This window comes from Pseudobutyrivibrio ruminis HUN009 (assembly GCF_000703005.1).
In the GTDB taxonomy this organism is placed as follows: domain Bacteria; phylum Bacillota; class Clostridia; order Lachnospirales; family Lachnospiraceae; genus Pseudobutyrivibrio; species Pseudobutyrivibrio ruminis_A.
Genome location: NZ_JNLH01000001.1, coordinates 1,265,275 through 1,286,065, shown reverse-complemented (window position 1 = coordinate 1,286,065; position 20,791 = coordinate 1,265,275). Strand labels below are relative to the sequence as shown.

At 39.0% G+C, this 20,791-nt stretch carries 18 protein-coding genes; all 18 read right to left on the bottom strand.

Annotated elements, in window-relative coordinates; genetic code table 11:
- Position 1: 1 nt before the first annotated feature.
- The 18 genes from tsaE to thrH all read right to left on the bottom strand — a co-directional run bounded on the left by tsaE (position 2) and on the right by thrH (position 20,775).
- On the bottom strand, positions 2-433 hold the full coding sequence (gene tsaE, locus BO15_RS0105855; protein ID WP_033153220.1) for a tRNA (adenosine(37)-N6)-threonylcarbamoyltransferase complex ATPase subunit type 1 TsaE: 432 nt from the start codon (positions 431-433) through the stop codon (positions 2-4).
- A complete protein-coding gene (locus tag BO15_RS0105850) occupies positions 430-936 on the bottom strand; it encodes a YcxB family protein (RefSeq protein WP_033153218.1) in 507 nt (168 codons plus the stop codon). Before BO15_RS0105850 ends, tsaE begins: the two co-directional genes overlap by 4 nt.
- Positions 937-1,196: 260 nt before the next feature.
- A complete protein-coding gene (locus tag BO15_RS0105845) occupies positions 1,197-3,353 on the bottom strand; it encodes a Tex family protein (protein ID WP_033153216.1) in 2,157 nt (718 codons plus the stop codon).
- Positions 3,354-3,370: 17 nt separating this feature from the next.
- Positions 3,371-4,435, bottom strand: a complete 1,065-nt coding sequence (locus tag BO15_RS0105840; RefSeq protein ID WP_033153214.1) for an acyltransferase family protein — start codon at positions 4,433-4,435, stop codon at positions 3,371-3,373.
- 102 nt (positions 4,436-4,537) lie between these two features.
- On the bottom strand, positions 4,538-4,903 hold the full coding sequence (locus BO15_RS0105835; RefSeq protein WP_033153212.1) for a DUF1667 domain-containing protein: 366 nt from the start codon (positions 4,901-4,903) through the stop codon (positions 4,538-4,540).
- A 13-nt stretch (positions 4,904-4,916) separates the two neighbouring features.
- Complete coding sequence (locus tag BO15_RS0105830) at positions 4,917-6,182, bottom strand: NAD(P)/FAD-dependent oxidoreductase (RefSeq protein WP_033153210.1); 1,266 nt, start codon at positions 6,180-6,182, stop codon at positions 4,917-4,919.
- A complete protein-coding gene (locus BO15_RS0105825; RefSeq protein ID WP_033153208.1) occupies positions 6,182-7,633 on the bottom strand; it encodes an NAD(P)/FAD-dependent oxidoreductase in 1,452 nt (483 codons plus the stop codon). Before BO15_RS0105825 ends, BO15_RS0105830 begins: the two co-directional genes overlap by 1 nt.
- Positions 7,634-7,757: 124 nt before the next feature.
- On the bottom strand, positions 7,758-9,257 hold the full coding sequence (gene glpK / locus BO15_RS0105820) for a glycerol kinase GlpK (RefSeq protein ID WP_033153206.1): 1,500 nt from the start codon (positions 9,255-9,257) through the stop codon (positions 7,758-7,760).
- 49 nt (positions 9,258-9,306) lie between these two features.
- Positions 9,307-9,885: a glycerol-3-phosphate responsive antiterminator gene (locus tag BO15_RS0105815; RefSeq protein WP_033153204.1), complete on the bottom strand. Its 579-nt coding sequence runs from the start codon at positions 9,883-9,885 to the stop codon at positions 9,307-9,309.
- A gap of 210 nt (positions 9,886-10,095) precedes the next feature.
- The gene (locus BO15_RS0105810) at positions 10,096-11,283 is read right to left on the bottom strand and encodes an ROK family transcriptional regulator (protein ID WP_033154724.1); all 1,188 of its coding nucleotides are present in this window, start codon (positions 11,281-11,283) and stop codon (positions 10,096-10,098) included.
- Positions 11,284-11,306: 23 nt separating this feature from the next.
- Positions 11,307-12,647 (bottom strand): fucose isomerase, encoded by a 1,341-nt coding sequence (locus BO15_RS0105805; protein ID WP_033153202.1) that lies wholly within the window; start codon positions 12,645-12,647, stop codon positions 11,307-11,309.
- Positions 12,647-13,315: a DUF4867 family protein gene (locus tag BO15_RS0105800; RefSeq protein WP_033153193.1), complete on the bottom strand. Its 669-nt coding sequence runs from the start codon at positions 13,313-13,315 to the stop codon at positions 12,647-12,649. The genes BO15_RS0105805 and BO15_RS0105800 overlap by 1 nt, the downstream gene beginning before the upstream one ends.
- Before the next feature lie 16 nt (positions 13,316-13,331).
- Positions 13,332-14,189: an NAD(P)-dependent oxidoreductase gene (locus tag BO15_RS0105795; RefSeq protein WP_033153191.1), complete on the bottom strand. Its 858-nt coding sequence runs from the start codon at positions 14,187-14,189 to the stop codon at positions 13,332-13,334.
- A gap of 180 nt (positions 14,190-14,369) precedes the next feature.
- Positions 14,370-15,053, bottom strand: a complete 684-nt coding sequence (locus BO15_RS0105790; RefSeq protein WP_033153190.1) for a transaldolase family protein — start codon at positions 15,051-15,053, stop codon at positions 14,370-14,372.
- A 69-nt stretch (positions 15,054-15,122) separates the two neighbouring features.
- Positions 15,123-16,532: an SLC13 family permease gene (locus BO15_RS0105785; protein WP_033153189.1), complete on the bottom strand. Its 1,410-nt coding sequence runs from the start codon at positions 16,530-16,532 to the stop codon at positions 15,123-15,125.
- Positions 16,533-16,560: 28 nt separating this feature from the next.
- Entirely contained in the window at positions 16,561-18,030 is a 1,470-nt protein-coding gene (locus BO15_RS0105780; RefSeq protein ID WP_052169794.1) for an MFS transporter, read from the bottom strand.
- A gap of 19 nt (positions 18,031-18,049) precedes the next feature.
- The gene (locus tag BO15_RS0105775) at positions 18,050-20,020 is read right to left on the bottom strand and encodes an alpha-glucosidase (RefSeq protein ID WP_052169793.1); all 1,971 of its coding nucleotides are present in this window, start codon (positions 20,018-20,020) and stop codon (positions 18,050-18,052) included.
- A gap of 152 nt (positions 20,021-20,172) precedes the next feature.
- Complete coding sequence (thrH, locus tag BO15_RS0105770) at positions 20,173-20,775, bottom strand: bifunctional phosphoserine phosphatase/homoserine phosphotransferase ThrH (RefSeq protein WP_033153186.1); 603 nt, start codon at positions 20,773-20,775, stop codon at positions 20,173-20,175.
- Positions 20,776-20,791 lie beyond the last annotated feature (16 nt).

Below are 20,791 nucleotides of genomic sequence, written 5' to 3'. Positions count from 1 at the left end.
ACTATATTTGCTCTATCGTAATTTTGCGATAGTCGAATCCTTTTTCTAAATTTTTCTCTATTGTGACCTGAGTGTAATGCTCAGGCAAAATGTCGGTGATAAGATTAGCCCACTCAATAAGAGAGACACCATCTCCATAGATGTAATCCTCGTATCCGATTTCATCCATTTCTTCGATATCGCCTATACGATATACGTCAAAATGATAAAACGGCAAGCGTCCTGTGTCGTAGACCTGAACAATAGTGAATGTAGGACTACAGATTGCTTCGTCTATTTCAAGACCATCTGCAAAGCCCTGGGTGAAGACTGTTTTGCCAACGCCCAAATCACCGATTAAGGTAAATACCTGACCAGGACTAGCTTCGCTAGCAAGCTTACGTCCAAGCTTTTCTGTTTCTTCTGGTGAATTTGTTTCTATTACTTCAATCATTTTATTTGAATCTTATAATCCTCTACGTGAGTTTTGATGTATGCAACAGCATCTTCATATTGGCTGGCTATATCTTCCTTTGGGATAATATAGGCATTAATCCTGTTGCTGTAAATAAGGAGATAATCCTTCCAAGTGGAAATCTTGTAGATGTACTCCCATGGAAGCTCCGAATCCTCCTCAGATACCGGTGAACTGACAACTATGCCTGTGTCAGTGAAGCGATATGTAAGAGGATGCATAAATACTTTCTGAGCCATCTGGGCCTTAGCTCTCATCTTGAGAGTCATAGGAATGTATAGTAAAAAAACTATTGCTACAAGCGGATATGCCACTCTGTATATTGGTGATAAAACTGAGAAACGTAATATCCAAACTGCCACTAAAAGCACAAAAAGAACTATTGAAAAGATTCCCTGTGTGCTGGTATATGCGTGATGGATATTGTAGCGATATAAATCCTCTTCTTTGATTTTTACGCTAAATGTAATTTCCTGTCCCATAATCCCAAAATCTCCCTATTTTTTGATATTTTACCATACTTTTGCGCAAAAAAATAGAGCAAGCCGAAACCCCTAACGACTCGCTCTAACCCATTTCTCCTAAAAAGCAAACTGACTGTTACTTTCTCTAACTAAAGTAGAGTATAGGAGTATTAGTTATAATTGTCAATATAATATAGCTTCTATTGATACAATTTGTACAATTACCACAATTTGACATAATCATTTATGTATATGATTACCCCTTGCAAAATAATTTGTTACTTATCTTTCTTTCCAAGCTTCATTGTAAGACTGATTCTGCCCTTCTTTTCATCCACTGAAAGGACTTCAACGTCAACAATATCGCCTACAGATACAACTTCCAAAGGATGCTTGATATATCTATCTGTCATCTGAGAAATATGAACAAGGCCATCCTGATGCACTCCGATATCAATAAATGCGCCAAAATCAATTACATTTCTGACAGTACCCTTGAGCTGCATTCCTGGCTTAAGGTCTTTCATCTCAAGTACATCACTCTTAAGGATTGGTTTTGGCATATCTTCACGAGGATCTCTTCCTGGCTTTTCAAGCTCCTTTATGATATCCTCCAAAGTCATCTCTCCAATGCCAAGTTCTGTGGATAACTCTTTGATATTATTAATACTCTTGTGAATATCTTTAAGAGTGCCTGCTGCAATATCCTTTGTATCGAAACCAAGCTTTTCAAGAAGAGCCTTTGCCGCATCATAGCTTTCTGGATGAACCGCTGTAGCATCAAGAGGATTTTTTCCTCCGATAATACGCATGAAACCGGCACACTGTTCAAAGGCTTTAGGTCCAAGCTTTGGAACCTTTTTTAGCTCCGCTCTTGAATTGAATCTACCATTTTCTTCACGGTAAACAACAATGTTCTTTGCAAGAGTTTTGTTGATACCTGATACATACTCCAGCAATGATGCTGATGCAGTATTTAAATCTACACCAACCGCGTTAACACAAGTTTCTACGACACCTGCAAGTGTCTCATCAAGCTTCTTTTGATTCATATCGTGTTGATATTGACCTACACCTACTGATTTAGGGTCGATTTTTACAAGCTCTGCCAATGGATCCTGAAGACGGCGAGCCATAGATGTAGCAGAACGCTGTCCAACATCAAAGTTAGGAAACTCCTCTGTGGCAAGCTTACTTGCAGAATAAACTGAAGCACCAGCTTCGTTTACAATGATGTACTCAACCTTTTCTGGAATCTCTTTTAGCATATCTACAATGATTTGCTCTGATTCACGGCTAGCAGTACCATTTCCAAGAGAAATAAGAGAAACATTGTATTTTTTGATAAGTGCTTTTATTACTTTCTTTGTCTCTTCTACTTTGTTCTGAGGAGCTGTTGGGTATACAACTGTTGTATCTAATACCTTTCCCGTTGCATCTACTACGGCAATTTTACAACCAGTTCTGAATGCAGGGTCCCAACCAAGGACATTACGACCTGCAATTGGAGGCTGCATGAGAAGCTGTGTAAGGTTCTTACCGAATACCTTGATAGCTCCGTCTTCTGCAACTTCTGTAAGGTTGTTTCTGATTTCATTTTCAATAGAAGGCGCAATAAGTCTTGTGTATGCATCTTCTATAGTTGCTTTCAAAACTTCATTCGTATTTACGTTATCTTTGCTGATTACTTTCTTTGAAAGGTAATTAATTATATCCTCTACAGGAGCCTCGATAGAGACCTTGAGAATCTTTTCTTTTTCACCACGGTTTAAAGCGAGAATACGGTGACCTGGAAGCTTTGCAATTGCCTCATCATAATCATAATAGTTTTCGTATACCGATTCTGCTTCGGCGTCCTTCGCCTTAGAGATAATTCGACCGTTTTTGAAAGTCTTCTCTCTAATCCAGGTACGATAATCTGCATCATCTGAAATGCTTTCTGCAATAATGTCACAAGCTCCAGCTATTGCATCTTCTACAGTCTCAACACCCTTTTCCTCATTGAGGAAAGCCTTAGCTTCTTCCTCAAGAGATTTGTTGGTCATCTGAAGAATGATGATATTAGCAAGTGACTCTAATCCTTTTTCTTTTGCGATAGTAGCTCTTGTACGGCGCTTTGGTCTGTATGGTCTATACAAATCATCAACAGCAACCTGTGTTGTTGCTTCAAGAATAGCTTTCTTTAACTCTTCTGTAAGAAGCCCCTGCTCTTCAATCGATGCTAAACAAGTGGCTTTCTTTTCTTCCAAATTACGTAAATACGTTAATCTTTCTGAAAGTGTACGAAGCTGTTCGTCATTAAGACCTCCTGTAGCTTCCTTACGATATCGAGAAATAAAAGGGACTGTATTTCCTTCGTCCAATAATTTAATTGCTGCATCTACCTGAGCTGGTCTAACCTGAAGCTCTGATGCTATCTGTTTAGTAATATCCATGTTGTACTCCTGTTTTATTATTTTGCCTTCTTTGGAAATAGAAAAGCATTTACCTTTGCTGAAAGTTTTATTACAAGCTCTGCTCCGCCCCAACTTAAAAGAACCATCATAATAAAGGCAACAAACAAATCCTTGCTTGTATATCCTTGAACATCTCTTGTTGAGAAGAACAGCCCAATTAATGCATGATGTACCAAAATAACACACCAGCTAATCTTTGAAATATAAGCAACTGCTGCATACATTCTGCCATCTTCCTTGAGAGTAACATCGCGAAGGCCAATAATCATAGCAACTGACCATATCGCAAATGCGATTTCTCCCGCTTCAGCTGAAAGCATGAACAACGCAGACTCAGGCGCAAAGCCCTGCACTAAATAATGACCCCAAATGAGAACTGTTATGACAAGGCAAACCCACTTAGTCCATGTAGGGATTTGCTTGGTTCCTATTGTTTCATGCATGAGCATTCCAATGTAGAAATAAACTAAAACAAAAAGAGGATTCATCAGTACATTTATTTGGAATGGATTGTAAACAAAAAGCATTACATTGCTAATAATCAAAAGAACTGCAAGGGTGATGAATTTTGCTTTTTTGAGAAGCCATGCCAGCAATGGATACACTGCATAACAAATAACAATACAAGACATGAACCACTCACCAATAAGGTAGAAGTTGGCCTCAACCTGGAACATCATTCCATCAATGCCTAATATGGTATAAATGAATTTCCATGGCTGTACAAATGAAGCTGTAATTCCATTATTTACAAAGAAATACAAGCATGTCATCAGTGTGTATGCTACATAAAAAGGAATGTATAATCCCTTAAATCGTTTAAGATAATACTGTTTAAGAGAAATGGTATCCTCCTTGTTGTACATAAGGGCATAACCCGAGATTATGAACAAGAAAAGACTGGCTGGTCTAGCCATAACATTAAAGAAATAATTAATGCCTGGCATTATGGAATCAGTTCCATTTCCTCTGTAAATATAGTCCACCGTAAAGTGATAGCAAAAAATAAAGATTACTCCAATGACTCTAAGAATATCAAGTCCTATGATTCGCTTTTTCATAAAACACTCCTAACTTAAATTATCTAGTTTAGTATATGCAATGTGGATATAAAAAAGCAAGTGGATAAACCACTTGCTTTCTCTTTATAAGCATGAGCCGGATTATACTGCCTCAACATTTCTAGTTGCTACAACATCCACGCCTGTGCCACATACATTTTTAACTACTACATCGCCAATGTGAACAGGAGCCTTCATAACGGCTGCATCAATTTCTTTCATAACATCATCAATTTTATCCTTTGGAATATTGCTTGCAGTTTTAACTGAAACTCTTGGCTTATCTCCTCCAAGAATAACAGCTGTAGATGTAACTGTTCTCTCAGGATGTGTCACTTCATTTCTTGCATATTTATCACCAATGCCACATGTGTTACCTGTCACCGATACAACTTCGCCATCATTTAATTCTACTGTAATCTGGCATCCCATTGGGCAGCCAATACATGTTAACTCTCTCTTTTCCATTTTCTGCCCCTCCTTACTCATTTTCAATCTTTACTGTAATTTTCTTTAAACCAGGCTTTTCTTCTAGCTTAGATTTAAGCAAGATAACCTGTTCCATCTCTCCAGGAGCCATAATACGTTTTTTGTTATGCATTACTCGCTCATCATCAAAATATACACTTACATATGAATCCTTATATACAGCGCCAACTCTGAATCTTACAGTAAGTTTATCATCCATTCTTCCAAGGTCGATTGTTGAAGGAACAGTATAGCGAGCACCTTCTGTAGCCACGATTTCAATTTCTTCTCCACCGTTATCAGCAAGCTCACCCTTGATGAATTTTGCTGCATTCTGTCCCGCTCTATCAGCTTCTTCCGAAACATAGTCAACAAGATCATGTACATGAAGAACATTTCCACAGGCAAAGACGCCTGGGATGTTTGTTTCAAGTGACTCGTTTACAATAGGTCCACTTGTAATTGGACTCATCTCTACTCCTGCATTTCTTGATAACTCATTTTCTGGAATCAATCCGCAAGAAAGAAGAAGCGTATCACATGTATATCTTTCCTCTGTTCCAGGAATTGGCTTTCCATGATTATCTACCTGAGCAATTGTAACTGCTTCAAGATGTTCTTTTCCTTCAATATCTACAACTGTGTGACTAAGCTTAAGTGGAATACCAAAGTCATCAAGACACTGAACGATATTTCTCTTTAATCCACCAGAATAAGGCATAAGCTCTGCAACTACTTTGACCTTTGCTCCTTCAAGTGTCATACGGCGTGCCATAATAAGTCCGATATCACCAGAGCCCAGAATAACTACCTCACGTCCTGGCATATATCCTTCGATATTTACAAGACGCTGAGCTGTACCTGCAGAGAATATTCCTGCTGGTCTGTAACCAGGAATGTTTAAAGCTCCTCTAGGACGCTCACGGCATCCCATTGCAAGAATAACTGCACCAGCCTTGATCTGATACATTCCATCCTCTCTGCTCATAGCTGTAACTACTCTATCTTCAGAGATATCCATTACCATGGTGTTCAGCTTATATTCGATTTTTGCATCAAGCACCTTTTCAATAAATCTATATGCATACTCAGGGCCTGTAAGCTCTTCTTTAAACGTGTGGAGTCCGAAACCATTGTGGATACACTGATTTAAGATTCCTCCTAATTCCTTATCTCTTTCAAGGATAAGAATTTTATCTACACCTGCGTTTCTAGCAGCTACTGCTGCTGCAAGTCCTGCTGGGCCTCCGCCAACGATAACAATATCATAATTAAGCATTACTGATTGCCTCCCTTCTGGTTCTTTGTACGATGTGTAACAATCTTTGATTGTCCACCACTCTTTGTAATCTCCTCATAAGGAAGACCTAACTCTCTGTGGATAATTTCCATAACCTTTGGTGAGCAGAATCCTGCCTGGCATCTTCCCATTCCTGCTCTTGTTCTACGCTTTACACCATCAAGTGTGCGAGCACCAAGAGGTCTGTGAATTGCATCTAAAATCTCGCCCTCTGAAATAGATTCGCAACGGCAGATGATATTTCCATAAGCTGGATTTTTCTTAATTAATTCATTTCTTTCTTCAAGAGTAAGATTCTCAGGATTTAAAATATCCTTACGTGTTCCCACCCAGTTTTCTTTCTTTGTGAGATTCATTGCCTCTTTAAGAATATCAGCTACCATCTCTCCAATTGCTGGACTAGCTGAAAGTCCAGGAGACTCAATTCCTGCACAATCAACAAATCCCTTAGCATCCTCTACTTCGCCAATGATAAATTCATGGCCGTCTTCATGAGCTCTAAGTCCTGCAAAGGATGTAATAACTTTTCTCATTGGAAGGTTCTTTACATGATCATTTGCCTTTGCAATAAGGTCGCCGATTCCTTCTCCTGTTGTATTTACCCCTTCTTTGTTTTCAATATCAATTGCTGTTGGCCCAACTAACAAGTTGCCATGTACTGTTGGTGTAACAAGAACACCCTTACCAAGGTCTGTTGGCTGAGGGAAAATTGTGTGTGTAACATGATTTCCAGCTTCTTTATCAAGCAAGCAGTAATCACCTCTTCTTGGAGTGATATGAATTTTCTTTGCACTAACCATGTTGTGAAACTTATCAGCATATACACCAGCAGCATTTACAACATACTTTGTGATGTATTCACCATTGTTTGTACGAAGATGCCACATTCCATCTTCACCTTTTTTGATATCTTCAACTTCAGTGTTAAATCTGAATTCTACGCCATTAACATTTGCATTTTCTGCCATTGCAATATTGAGCTTAAATGGGCAAATGATTCCACCTGTTGGAGCATATAAAGCGCCTTCAACGTTGTCTGAAAGATTTGGTTCCATTTCAAGTGCTTCTTCTCTGGTTAAAATCCTAAGACCCTTTACACCATTTTTTACACCTCTATCGTAAAGGTCCTGAAGTCCTGGTAATGCCTCCTTGTGAATGCAAACTACCATAGAACCATTTCTCTTAAATGGAACATCCAAATCCTTGCAGATTTCGTCCATCATCTCATTGCCTCGAACATTTAACTTGGCCATCAATGATCCCTCTGCTGCATCAAATCCAGCATGAACAATGGCTGAATTTGCTTTTGTTGTCCCCTCACAAACATCACTGCACTTATCTAAGACACATACATTTGCATTGTATCTTGATAACTCTCTTGCAATGGAGCTACCTGAAACGCCAGCTCCTATGATTACTACATCATACATATTATCTACTCCTTCTTTCTAATCCTTCACTAAGATTTCATATAAAAAAGAGTTGGCAAAGAGACGCATCGTAAATGCGTTTCTATACCAACTCCAATCTCACGGTATCATATTATTTAATTAATCAGTCTTTAGCCCAACCTCTTGTGGCTGCAACTGCCTTTGCCCATCCCTTGAGGGCTTCCTTACGCTTTTCGTCTGTCATCTCTGGCTTGAACTCGCGGCAGATGCCCCAGTTCTTGATGACGTCTTCTTTGCTGTCCCAATAGCCAACAGCAAGTCCTGCCAAGTATGCAGCACCCATAGCTGTTGTTTCTACACAGCAAGGACGAACTACGTTTGTATTTATTATATCAGACTGGAACTGCATCAGGAAGTTGTTGTTTGATGCACCACCGTCAACCTTTAATGAGTTGAGGTGCTTTCCTGAGTCAAGCTCCATAGCATGTAAAACATCATATGTTTGATATGCAAGTGATTCAAGTGTAGCTCTGATTATATGGTATTTGTTAACACCACGTGTAAGACCTGTGATTGCGCCTCTTGCATATGGATCCCAGTATGGAGCGCCAAGACCTGTGAAGGCTGGAACTACATAACATCCATTTGTATCATTTACTCTAGTTGCAAAGTATTCTGAATCAGGTGATGAATCAACTACCTTGAGCTCATCACGAAGCCACTGAATAGCAGCGCCTGCAACATATACTGAGCCTTCAAGAGCATAAGTAATTTTTCCATCCAAGCCCCAAGCAATAGTAGTAAGCAAATCATTCTTTGAGAAGATTGGCTTTTCGCCTGTGTTCATTAACATGAAGCAACCTGTGCCATATGTGTTTTTAGCATCGCCCTCATTGAAGCATGTCTGTCCAAACAATGCAGCCTGCTGATCACCTGCAGCGCCTGCGATACGAATTGGGCCACCAAAAAATTCTGGATCTGACTCTCCGTATATGCAGCTTGAAGGCTTTACCTCTGGAAGCATGCTCATTGGAATATCAAGTATCTGGCAAAGCTCCTCATCCCACTCAAGAGTGTTGATGTTGAACAAAAGTGTTCTTGATGCATTTGAGTAATCTGTAACGTGAACCTTGCCTTTGGTAAGCTTGTATATCAACCAGGAATCTACTGTTCCAAAACAAAGCTCGCCTCTTTCAGCTTTTTCACGAGCTCCCTCTACATTATCAAGAATCCATCTGAGCTTTGTTCCTGAAAAATAAGGATCAAACTTTAATCCTGTTTTTGACTGGAACTTTTCAACGATTCCTGGAATTTTGCCTTTCATTTGCTCAGCAAAATCCGATGTTCTACGGCACTGCCAAACTATTGCATGATATATTGGCTGGCCTGTAGCTCTATCCCAAACAATAACTGTTTCTCTTTGATTTGTAATACCGATTGCAGCAATATCATCTGCTGTTGCACCGATGCTTCTGACTGCTTCACGAGCTACTGATAGCTGTGTCTGCCAGATTTCGTTTGCATCATGCTCTACCCAACCAGGCTGCGGAAAGAACTGTGTGAATTCTTTATTGACCGCTGCACACATCTCTCCTTTTTCATTAAACAGAATACATCTGTTGCTTGTTGTTCCGGCATCTAATGCCATTACATATTTACCCATTATACTCCACTACTCCTTCTATCATTTGGTAGAAATACCTGGTGTTGCGCTATAGCTCCCAGACTGCTTCATTTGTAGAAGATACTGCAAGCACCCCATTATTAAGCGCATTCATAACATCTTCTCTATCTGAAATAAGTCCTCCAGCAATAACTGGAACCTTGCTAATACTGTTTATCTTTTTGATAATCTTTGGCTGAACTATTCCAGGGAGAATCTCGATGACATCTGGCTGAGCTATTCCGTGACGGTCCTGCTTTTCGATATTAACAAGAGCCATACTATCTATCACGAAATACCTGAGCACTGTGTACATTCCAAGCTGATTTGCTCGCTCTATCAAGCTTCCTTTAGTGGTAATTATTCCATCCGCTTTGACGGTATTCTTGATGTAGTCTACTGCAACATCCTTACCACTACCGAGGCCTGCTATTAAATCCATGTGCACCATAGCCACCTTGCCGTCTGACTTAATTTCCTCAACGATGTCAGAGATGTTGCAAATATCCCCATACAGAATGAAGATTATTTCGCACTCTGTCTTTAAGGCTTTTTCAAGGCCTTTATCGTCTTTGACTGCTGCAATAACTGGATTGTTCTCTAGTTTTTCGATAAACTCTCTGTTCATAGTTTATTCTCCTAATACTACTGTCTTTATTTAGACATAAAAAAAGAATATGTCTAAATAGACAAGGAGAAAATCCTTATCACAGCCACATTCTCTTCTCTCACGGGCACATATTATCTTGTAAGTTAATAATACACTTAGATTTGGGAAATATCAATATATTTTTATTGAATTCCCAAGCCTAAGTGTAAATAATTGACAAATTTGTAATTAGAAAAATAATTCTTCTAAAACTACAGCTAATCCTTCTGTATGATTAATTCTTTCTGACAGTTCTGATTTGACAAAGAAATCATTAGATATTCTATCATCAAACTGCTTGTAGGCTTCAATGAAGCTATCATAAATGCCCGGTATATCGAACATATAACCAATGAGAACCACTCTGTTTGGATCGATTAAGCTGATTGCGTTGCGAACATTGTGAGCAAGACGGTGTATCTTTTCGTCTAAAATTTCTTTAAGTGGTAAGTCACCAAGACCACTCCACTCCTTTATGTTCATAGGTGTCATCTGATTGCCTTTTGCAATCCATTCCCGAAGACAAGGCATAGTCTTATCTGATGCTTTTATATCGTTGATAATTGCATGCGTTGAAATGTAGGCTTCCAAACAACCTTTTCTTCCGCAATTGCAAACTCTGTCTTCACCAGAAGTCATGTGACCAATTTCTGCCGCCATACCATTAGCACCTTGGTAAATGTGTTGATCAACAATTATAGCTGAACCAACACCTGGCCCCCACTTCAAAAGAAGCAGATTACCTTCTTCTTTTCCTTTTCCAAAGTAAATTTCACTTTGAGCATAAGCTTTTAAGTTATTCTCAACGATAATTGGAAAACTCAGCTCATCTTTAACAATATCTGCAATCCTAACTTCGTCTGTCCAAATATTGTAGGTATTCAGGGAAATTCCACGTGCTCTATCTACTTTTCCTGGAACAGTTACTGCCACGCCAAGAATTGTATCCTTGAGAATGTCATTCTCCCAAAGGATTCTTTTGCACTCGGAAGTGATTTTTTTAAGAAATACTTCTGGCATTGTTTTTTTATCTGTAGGCATTGAATAGCCACATGTTACATTGCCTCTTAAATCTGTAACCGAGATATATGTTTCATCAGCCTCAATAGCAATGCACAGAACATTTTTATATGCATGGTTAATATCCACAAGAATTTTCTTGCGGCCTGCACGCTTTTCCTCTTCTGCTTCTCCAAGTTCAACAATAACGCCTTCTTCCAAAAGCTCAGTGGTTATCAGAGTAACAGAGGCGGCTGTTAAACCAACCGCCTCAGATATGTCTTTTCTTGACATTGCTCCATTGTTATTGAGTAATCGGAGAATTGAAGATCGGTTACTAATTTTTACGTTTCCTAAATTGATTCCCTGATATTTCATGCCCATTATTTTACACCATTTGCTCAGAAGCGAACAACTTCTATATCTAGCATATTTCCTAGTTTTTCCAACTCATCCGCTATGTTTTTATAGATTACAACATAGTGTGGCTCCCAGCCATGCTTAATAGTTTCCTTTACTATCTTTTCAGCAGACTCATTTGTCTTTACTACAATAGACGCACCATTAAATTGCTTTGGCTTATCCATAACTTCTCCGTCTGCAATAAAGAAGCGGAACTTCCCCTCTGCCGTACGACCTACTCTGAAAATTGTTGCTTCATCAGAAGACTTACAGCCAAAGTCCATAACAGGACCAATTTTTCTATTTGGATGAACGCCTACAGTTGCACCTGTATCGCATCTTGCCAAATTACAAGCTGCCATTCCACAATGCCAGAATGTTATTGAGCTTTCCTCTTCATCCATGGATACTGGATCTCCAAAAAATGTGGATTCTCCAGTAAATGCAGTTCCAATGAACATTGAAAGAGCGCCATATACATCAGCCTCACAGCTTGCAGGGATGTTGATTGCATTGAGCAAAGACAGCACCATACATACCGGTGTACCAAATTCTGTAAAGAAATCTGGCCAGCATCTGCTGGATATTGCACCAATGTGATTATCTTCTACGTATGTTTTGTATGCTTTATAAAGACGTGCAAAGTCTTTGATATTCTGCTCAGGCATATTTGAAAGACCAACTACCTGACGTTTAGCATCTTCAAGATATTCCTTGCATTCTTCGTCTGTGTATTTCATTGCTTTGTTAATAAGTTCTCTTGCCTCAATTGCCTCAAGAGTAACCCCAAACCTGCTCATAAGCTCAGCATCAAGAGCTCTACCAAAACCAAACCCCTGAGGAGTATGACCAATGGCAGACATTTTTAAGCCTGTAAGCTCCACTTTTACTTTTGCTGCAGCAATTGTTGCTGTCAGGGCTTTCTTAACCTTTTCCTCTGAAGGTGCTCCAAATACATGCTCAAACTTTCCTTCACCCCTAAATGCACAAATAGCATTTGCTGCAGAGTATGCTCCCGTAAGCGAATTGCTTCTCAAACGTGTTCCATCAATCACAGGCTCACGAAGAGTCCAAAGAAGAATTGGACAATCAAAGTGTCTAAGTATTTCACTTGCATATGCTGCATTGGCAAAAGTTATATTCTGCAATATTACAAGATTTGGATTTTTGTCTTTGATAAACTCAGCAACAGCATCAACTGTTAGAAGAATATCATCTGGAACAACGATATCCTCATCAATTGACTTTAGCAGTTCAATTGAATTATTAAACTGCTCATGCGCTGTCATCATTTCATATGTGCCGACACCAATTGGTACGTAAATAGCTTGAAATTTCATCAGTACTTTAACTCCTTGTTTTCTCCTATTAGTCCTGGAAATGCTCCCTGTTTAATAAGTGGTTCACGCTCTGGATGAGCGATCACCCATTTATTCTTCTGAAGAAGCAGTTTGTTTTCTCCATCACGATTTGCAGGTTTTGATTCTAGAGGTGTATTTGTCCCCTGGGGTAAAATAACTATTCCCTTGAAGCCTTCATCGTAAACTCTGCAAGGTGATAAATGAAGTGTAGTTTGAAACATTTCTATTGCTGTGCCTTTTGGTACGAAAAAGACTCTTGCGTCTTCTACTTTGTAAGTACCATCTTCAGCAATCAACCATGTATGACCAAGCACTAACATAAAATCAGTAACAGCCACATTTATCTCGCTTCCTTTGTGATATTCAAAGCCATTGTATGTGGTATTTCTTCCATTGCAATAACCTACCTGAATTGGCATGCCCCCATAGATTTCATTTCTTATCGCATTTACGATATTAGCTTTGTCCATTTCAGGTACTGATGCAACATATATATTTCCATTCTCCGGAATATCTGTATCCTTTTCCATATACGCAATTAGTTCATTGAAATTATAACCTGTTACAACATTTCCATAGGTTTTGAACTCATCATCAAACACAGAAAGGATTTTTACATCATTCACTTCATTTAGATGTGCTAACATAATTCCCCCAATTAATTTACTGTTCTCTTACAACCTTAATTGTTGCTCGGAAATCTTCCTTACCCATGCCCTTATCAAGAGCTGTTTGATATACTCGACGTGCATTCTCTTCACCAGGCATATTTACTTTGCACTCTTTTGCAAGATTACAGCAAATGTTTACATCTTTTGCCATGTTTTCAATGGAGAATGCTGTTGTATAATCCTCTGCGTCAAGCTTAGATGCCTGTCCATCCAAGTAGAAGTTTTGACCGCCACCATATGAAATAGCCTGAGCAAAAGTAGGAATTGAAATTCCGTTTGCCTTTGCAAGAGTAATGGTCTCGTTTACACCATTCTGAATCTGTGAAACAAGTGCATTGTGGCAAATCTTCATTACAAGACCTTTACCGTTATCACCCATGTGAATAACGTTTTCTCCCATGTATTTAAGTATTAGAAGAGCTTTTTCATAGTCTTCTTCACTACCACCTACATAGATTCCAAGTGTACCAGCAATAGCAGCAGGCTTACTCTTTACAACTGGAGCATCAATAAAGTGTGCTCCTGTCTTTTTTACCATTTCAGAAATCTCTACTGAAACGCTAGGATCAATTGTACTCATATCTATGCAGAACTTGCTGCTATCAAGATTTTCTAAAATTCCTTCATAGACCGCACGTGAGTGTTCACTCTTTGGAACCATAGAAATAATAACGTCGCATGCTTTTGCAAGTTCATTGGAATTTTCGCATGGCTTTGCCCCCTTTGACGCAAGCAAGTCAACTTTCTCTTTTACAAAATCAAATGCATAAACATCGTCGTCATGCTTCTTTACAATATTCTCACACATTGACTCGCCCATAATACCGAGTCCTATAAAACCAATCTTCATATCCTCTCCATTCCGTCCTTCCACCTAGACTACGACTGCTGTTACGTAATGCAGGGTCTGCTTCGCAGCTTCCTGCTAGACTACTAAATAGCTTCGTTTCTCTCGCTATTTAGCAGTCGATTAATGCAGGGTCTGCTTCGCAGCTTCCTGCTAGACTACTAAATAACTTCACTTCGTTCGTCATTTAGCAGTCGCATCCCAGGCATCACAGAATGTACCAAGGCCCTGGGTTGTGTATGCATGCTTCATGCAATCCTGATATACTGCTAGGCCTGTAGTTACGATGTCGGCACCTGCTACGGCGCAGTCAGCAATTTGCTTTGGTGTACGGATAGCTGCGCAAATGATTTCTGTTTTACCGTAGTAACCATAGTTCTTGTAAATATCTACGATATCTTTGATATATTGCTTGCAATCTTCACCGTTTGCTTCCTTCCATCCGATGAATGGTGAAACAAAAAGTGAACCATTCTTTGCTGGAAGTATTGCCTGTGCTGGTGAAAATACAAGAGTTACATTTGTGCGAATTCCCTCTTTTTCAAGAATGCGAGCTGCTGCAATACCAGATTCAATTGCTGGAATCTTGATTACAAAGTTTGGACTAATCTTTGCAACTTCGCGAGCCATCTTAAGCATCTCTTCTGTGTCTGTAAGATGTGGATTAATTTCTACTGATACTGGGAATTTATCAACTCCTTCTAATCCCTCTTCTTTAATCCAATTAGCAATATCTGTGATTGCTGTCATAAATGGCTTACCACTTAACATAATGTGGCGTGGATTTGTTGTTACTCCATCAATTCCAAATGTGTTGTACGCATATTTGATTTCATCGAGTTTCGCACTGTCTAAGAAAAATTTCATTTTAATTACCTCCCAATTTGCATTTAATTAACGCTTTTAATTAATTATTATAATAACTCTTTATCTTTTTTAATCAAGGATTATCACAGAAATAAATCCAACTATTATCGCAGTCATCATTCTCAGCACTGTAACCGGCAATCCTTTTCTCATAAGCTTTGCTGGATCGAGTCCGTAAGATACTGATATTGCCCTTACTGATACTGGAAGAAGTGACTCATAATTCATAGCCATTGCTGTTGCAAAAACATAAGGCAATGGGTTGAGTCCCAGCTTGCTAATTACTCCTATAACTATTGGTAATGTAACAGCCGCGGATACCGTACTGTTTGTCATCTCAGAAACCACACATGCAAAGATTGCAAATATAGCGATAGTTTCGAATCCTCCTGCAAGTTGCAAGGACGCAATAAGATTTGCAATTGTATCGTTTGCTCCAGAACCTGTAAGAATCTGCCCTAAAGCAAGACCTCCTGCAAATAGAAGAAGCATGCCCCACATAACTTCTTGCTGCGCTCTATCCCAAGTGAGAAGCATCTCCTTATTTTCCGCTGATACTATTACAAAGTTTAAAAATCCAAGTATTAAAAATAGGTATGCTGGCACAAGTCCTGGAAGAATATCTGCATATAACGGTCTGATAAATGAACCAACCATTGCCGCTATAAAGAGAATTAGACTTACTTTCTCATCCTTTTTCATTGGGCCCAATTGGGCGTAGCACTTTTCAAAATACTCCTTCGTTCCTGAAAGAGAATCTGTTTTAAGTGGTTGCAACAGCATTGCCACTAACACAACTGCCGTTGCAACGACAGTGTATGGAAGCATATTTATTAGCCAATCTACATACATAAACTCTTGGCCAGTGTATTCTTCTATAAAAGAAATTGCCGTGATGTTCATGGCGCCGCCTAATGGCGTGCCTGCGCCACCTACCTGAGAGCCCCATGCTATCGCACATAAGATCGGAGTAGCGACTTCGCAATTTTTTATATCCTTGTATCCAGCTGCTGCAAGCATAGACACAGCTATTGGTGTAAATATTGCTACTACAACAACATTTGGCATCATATTTGAAAGCACTACAGCTGCAAGTAGCCACACTGTAATCTGTGATTTCATAGATGGACCTATTAATGTCAGCGCCTTTAGCGATATTCTTTTATCCAAACCAATCTGAGACCAAGGTGCCGTTAAAAGGCAGGAGCCAAATATCAGAATGATACTGCTTGACGCATACTGACTAATAACATCTTCCATTGGTACAATATTGAATATTGCATTTATAACCCCAGGCAGCAAAGCTGTAACTGTGATATCCACCGGACGAGTTACCCACCAATATATCATCCAAAGTGCTGTTCCCAAGCCTTTAGCTGCCGTGTAATTCATAAAGCCACTTTTCCCTAAGCCTAATGAAACCAATAGAAATAGAATTGGTCCCAGACATAGTGAAAACAGCCTTTTTCTTGTATTCATTATTTCCCCCAAATCTGCTGTATCTATATTACAGTTTTACAGCATTTTCCTTCTTCCAAAGCTCATTATATTTAAAGCCTGTTACTTTCTCGCAGACTTTTATTTCTTCATCTGTAGCCTTGCTGCTATCTTCACCTTTTCTTCTTGCGATTTCTTTTTTCACAATATCAAACTCCCTTTTGTTCATTGGGAATATGATTGCAAATATGATGGTAAGAACCATAAGGACAATTGGTGCCCACACGTATAGCTGGGTAATGCCTGCCTGTGTTGATGCAGCCTGGCGAAGCTTATCCGAAGCTAATGTCTCGTCGTATCCTATCATCATAAGCAACAAACCAATGATTGTTGAGCTAAGACCAGTTGCTATTTTTCTGATGAATGTAGCCATTCCAGAAACGATTCCTGGCCTGCTGATAGATGTGATTAATTCATCTACATCTGCCATATCAGATAGAATTGCATAAATGCTAACCGATGATGCTGCCATACCAAGACCAATGATGAATGATAGAACCAAAATGATTGCAAATGGTGCCCCCTCATATGAGAAGAAGAGCAATGCTATCGTTGCCAATATTCTGACTGGAAATCCTACCAAAATTGGGAATTTCTTTGATGTACGTGGCATTACAATTGAAAAAATTATAGTGCCAGAAAATTGTGCAAGCAAAAGCACTCCCATCATGATAGTAAAACGACCACCCGAGTATGCGTTCAAAACATCATCAACGTAATATACAGCAAGTCCTGTGACGAAATCCGCTGCACCTTGACCTGCTAAGAATATGCAGATAAACAGTTTAAATGAAAAGCTTTTATATACTGTAAAAGACTGAACAAGGCTCTTCTTTAATGGAACATTTACAGGTTCTTTCTCTCTTTCCCATGTTCCTAAAAATGTAAGCAAGATAACCACAAAGAATATGATTGAAAAAATAACAGCAACTAAAAAATACTGAGAAGCATTTGTGTTATCCTTAATGATAATCGTTGGAACCAAACCAGCAATTATGGCGCCCAAACTAGAAAAGACTGTTCTGATACCGGAAAAGCTTCCACGTTTTACATAGTCATCAACCATATCTGGCAAAAGGCCATTATATGGAACCATAACAATAGTAAAACCAGTTGAGAAAAGCATATACATCAATACATAATATGCGTACTGGCCACCAGTGCTTTGGCCGCCAACACTTGTCCACAATAACAAAAATGTAATTGCAGAAATAATGCTTCCCAACAAGATATAGAATCTTTTGGCACCAAATCTGGAGCTGGTTCTATCAACAATGTTTCCCATAATAGGATCTGTGATAGCGTCCCATACTTTTCCAATCAACGGAATTGTTCCTGCTAGCGCTGGTGACATGCCAAGTGCTTTTGTTAGAAATACTGTAAAAAAAGTACTGATAACTACAAATGCACCACCGCCATAGATGTCTGCAAAACCATAAGAGCATTTTGCTAGGAAACTATTCTCCCTGTTTTTCCCCATAGTAAAAACCTCCTAAACCTTATTTAATTATCCCCCTCAAAAAATCTAAATCCGATGATTCTTTTCTAACAAATACCGGTGGCTGTCCTATTTCAGCATCCACGTACACGGTTCCTTTTTTATATTCTTCCCCTGTGAATAAGTGAACCCATGTATCATCCGGTAAAGTTACGTTCCTGCCTTTAGCCCCCGCTTTAAGAACAGGTGCAACAAGAATATCTCTTCCCAAAAGATATTCTGTTGTTTCACTATATGCCCATGGCTCATCATAGTGATAAAAAATCGGTCTCATCACCGGTGTACCTTTTTCAGTAGTCTGACTTACTAACCCCTTTAAATAATCAGCCAATGCTGAATGCCATTTTGTACACTTAGCTAAATGAGCCAACAGCTCTTTGTCATCATTAAACTGAACATTATTTCCCGGCTGATTGCCTTCATGAAATCTATACAATGGAGAGAAAACATTCATTTCCTCCCATCGCATAAGCAATTCCTCGGAGCGGCGCATGTGCATGATAGTGGTGTAACCACCAACATCTGAATGAGATATGCCAAATCCTGACATGGCCAGAGATAATGTTGCAGGTATTACCGATGGCATTCCATCATCGATTGACCAATCCACATGCTGGTCTCCTGTCCACATCATCGCTGAATCCTTAACCGTTCCTGTGTATCCTGCTCTAGTGAAAAAGAAAACTTCATCTTGGGCACCGCACTCTTCTATCGCCTCTCGATTAAGCTTTGCCCATATAGCAGGCCAGCTGTTATGGAGAAATTTTGCATCTCCGTTGAATAACACTGCATCATCTGGAAGATATTCTCCAAAATCTGCCATCCATCCGCCCATGCCTATACCAATCATGTTTTCCTTTATAAGACTTTTGTACCATTCATAGGCTGCTGGATTTGTGAAATCAACCATCGCTGCCGGAAAAGTGGTAATAGTAACTAAATAATCTTCCCCATTTTTATTTTTAACGCAGTACCCCTTTTCTTTGGCTTCCTGATATATGTCTTTTTCAAGAGCAATGAAAGGATTAATGTATCCCAGGAAGCGAACGCCTTTGGATTTCCACTCTTTTATTTTGTCTGGAAGATTTGGATATTGCTCCTCACTATATCTCCAGTTCCACATTACCTGATAACCAAATCCAGTACATCTACATCCACACCAGTCTTGGCACCAAACACCTACAACCTTTGCGCCAGCCTCATCTAATTCCTTAAGCTTACGATCAATATTGCCACAGCCATCATGACCTTCTACAACTTTGTCTCCATCCTTCACCCAGTCTTGCATAGCGATTATGCCACCGTCATAAACCCAGTCAGGTAGTTTACGCTGTCTTCCAAGAAGAGATGTAAGCTTTTCTGATAACTCCACAAAACTATCTGCTTTTTCACTATATATATGAGGAAGTTCCTGGGTGTAAAGAGTAATAGAATCAGGCTTTGTGAAATCAAATTCACCATATGCATTCATATCAACATGAATGTAATACTTATCAGATGAAATAAATGTAGGCTGAACATAATACGATTCGTATTTATCAAATTTAAGCTTTTTATTAGGACGTTTCCCTCTTATCTTTTCTTTGATAATCTTTTTTGAAATACGATTTGCATTCTGATGCTCGGCAACCCAAATCCTTACATTTTGTCCTTTCAAATCAAACTCTGAATATGTTTCTCCGCAGCCGTAAATATGCTCCTTACTGTTGGTAGGAAATGTAAGCCAAAACCTGTTCACTTCCTCATGATTACCTTCTAGATGAACCATGCTTAATTCCTTTTTATCGCCATCCTCTGACAAAACTAATTTGAATGTTTGATTCTTACTGGATGCCGAAAGAATTACTTCAACGCCATTTTCAGTTTTCTGTTTCGAAACTATCTTGCATTTTTCTTTCCAGTAAATCTTCTGCTTGTATTTAAAGCTACCTCTATCCATAGTGAAGTTGTTTTCGCCAAATCCAACTTCCACTGAAAAATTATTGTAATCTACTATAGTAATTCCCCCTTTGTGTATTTGATTAACTCTCTTAATTAATTTAAACCTATTTTAGTTTAATGAGTCCTTTTTATCAACCATTTTCCCCTTATTTATAGCTAAAAAAATACACAAAAATAGAAGCCCTATTTTTGGGCTTCTACAATTGCTTCATATAAATCATCATATTCTTCAAATGCAGGATACTGTGGGTAATCCTTTTTGATTGCATCTGTTGTTCTAAAAAGAAATCCAGCTTTAGATGCTTCAATCATGGCTAAATCATTGAAGCTATCACCGCTTGCGATTGTTTCAAATCCACAAGATTGTAAAGCACGAACTGTGGTAAGCTTGCTCTTCTCACATCTCATCTTGTATCCTGTGATTTCTCCATCATCTGCAACTACTAATTCATTACAGAAAATAGTTGGCATGCCAAGCTTTTCCATAAGCGGTCCTGCAAACTGTGAAAATGTATCGCTGATAATAATTACCTGTCCATGCGCTCTAAGCTTATCTAAAAACTCCTTTGCTCCAGGAAGTGGGTCAATACCTGCAATAGTTTCCTGAATCTCTTTTAATCCAAGACCGTGTTCTTTTAAAATTCCTATTCGATAATTCATAAGCTTATCATAATCAGGTTCATCTCTTGTGGTCTTTTCAAGCTCAGGAATTCCTGTGGCTTTTGCAAATGCAATCCAAATCTCTGGTACTAAAACACCCTCTAAATCCAAACATGTAACAAACATAATATCCTCCCAATCG

Excerpts from the sequence above, each read along its gene's own strand:
- BO15_RS0105815 (WP_033153204.1), bottom strand. The coding sequence starts at position 9,885 with ATGAACAGAGAGTTTATCGAAAAACTAGAGAACAATCCAGTTATTGCA.
- BO15_RS0105825 (WP_033153208.1), bottom strand. The coding sequence starts at position 7,633 with ATGTATGATGTAGTAATCATAGGAGCTGGCGTTTCAGGTAGCTCCATT.
- glpK (WP_033153206.1), bottom strand. The coding sequence starts at position 9,257 with ATGGGTAAATATGTAATGGCATTAGATGCCGGAACAACAAGCAACAGA.
- BO15_RS0105850 (WP_033153218.1), bottom strand. The coding sequence starts at position 936 with ATGGGACAGGAAATTACATTTAGCGTAAAAATCAAAGAAGAGGATTTA.
- BO15_RS0105830 (WP_033153210.1), bottom strand. The coding sequence starts at position 6,182 with ATGCTTAATTATGATATTGTTATCGTTGGCGGAGGCCCAGCAGGACTT.
- tsaE (WP_033153220.1), bottom strand. The coding sequence starts at position 433 with ATGATTGAAGTAATAGAAACAAATTCACCAGAAGAAACAGAAAAGCTT.
- BO15_RS0105835 (WP_033153212.1), bottom strand. The coding sequence starts at position 4,903 with ATGGAAAAGAGAGAGTTAACATGTATTGGCTGCCCAATGGGATGCCAG.
- BO15_RS0105780 (WP_052169794.1), bottom strand. The coding sequence starts at position 18,030 with ATGGGGAAAAACAGGGAGAATAGTTTCCTAGCAAAATGCTCTTATGGT.
- BO15_RS0105795 (WP_033153191.1), bottom strand. The coding sequence starts at position 14,189 with ATGAAGATTGGTTTTATAGGACTCGGTATTATGGGCGAGTCAATGTGT.
- BO15_RS0105845 (WP_033153216.1), bottom strand. The coding sequence starts at position 3,353 with ATGGATATTACTAAACAGATAGCATCAGAGCTTCAGGTTAGACCAGCT.
- BO15_RS0105800 (WP_033153193.1), bottom strand. The coding sequence starts at position 13,315 with ATGTTAGCACATCTAAATGAAGTGAATGATGTAAAAATCCTTTCTGTG.
- BO15_RS0105810 (WP_033154724.1), bottom strand. The coding sequence starts at position 11,283 with ATGAAATATCAGGGAATCAATTTAGGAAACGTAAAAATTAGTAACCGA.
- BO15_RS0105790 (WP_033153190.1), bottom strand. The coding sequence starts at position 15,053 with ATGAAATTTTTCTTAGACAGTGCGAAACTCGATGAAATCAAATATGCG.
- thrH (WP_033153186.1), bottom strand. The coding sequence starts at position 20,775 with ATGTTTGTTACATGTTTGGATTTAGAGGGTGTTTTAGTACCAGAGATT.
- BO15_RS0105840 (WP_033153214.1), bottom strand. The coding sequence starts at position 4,435 with ATGAAAAAGCGAATCATAGGACTTGATATTCTTAGAGTCATTGGAGTA.
- BO15_RS0105785 (WP_033153189.1), bottom strand. The coding sequence starts at position 16,532 with ATGAATACAAGAAAAAGGCTGTTTTCACTATGTCTGGGACCAATTCTA.
- BO15_RS0105805 (WP_033153202.1), bottom strand. The coding sequence starts at position 12,647 with ATGAAATTTCAAGCTATTTACGTACCAATTGGTGTCGGCACATATGAA.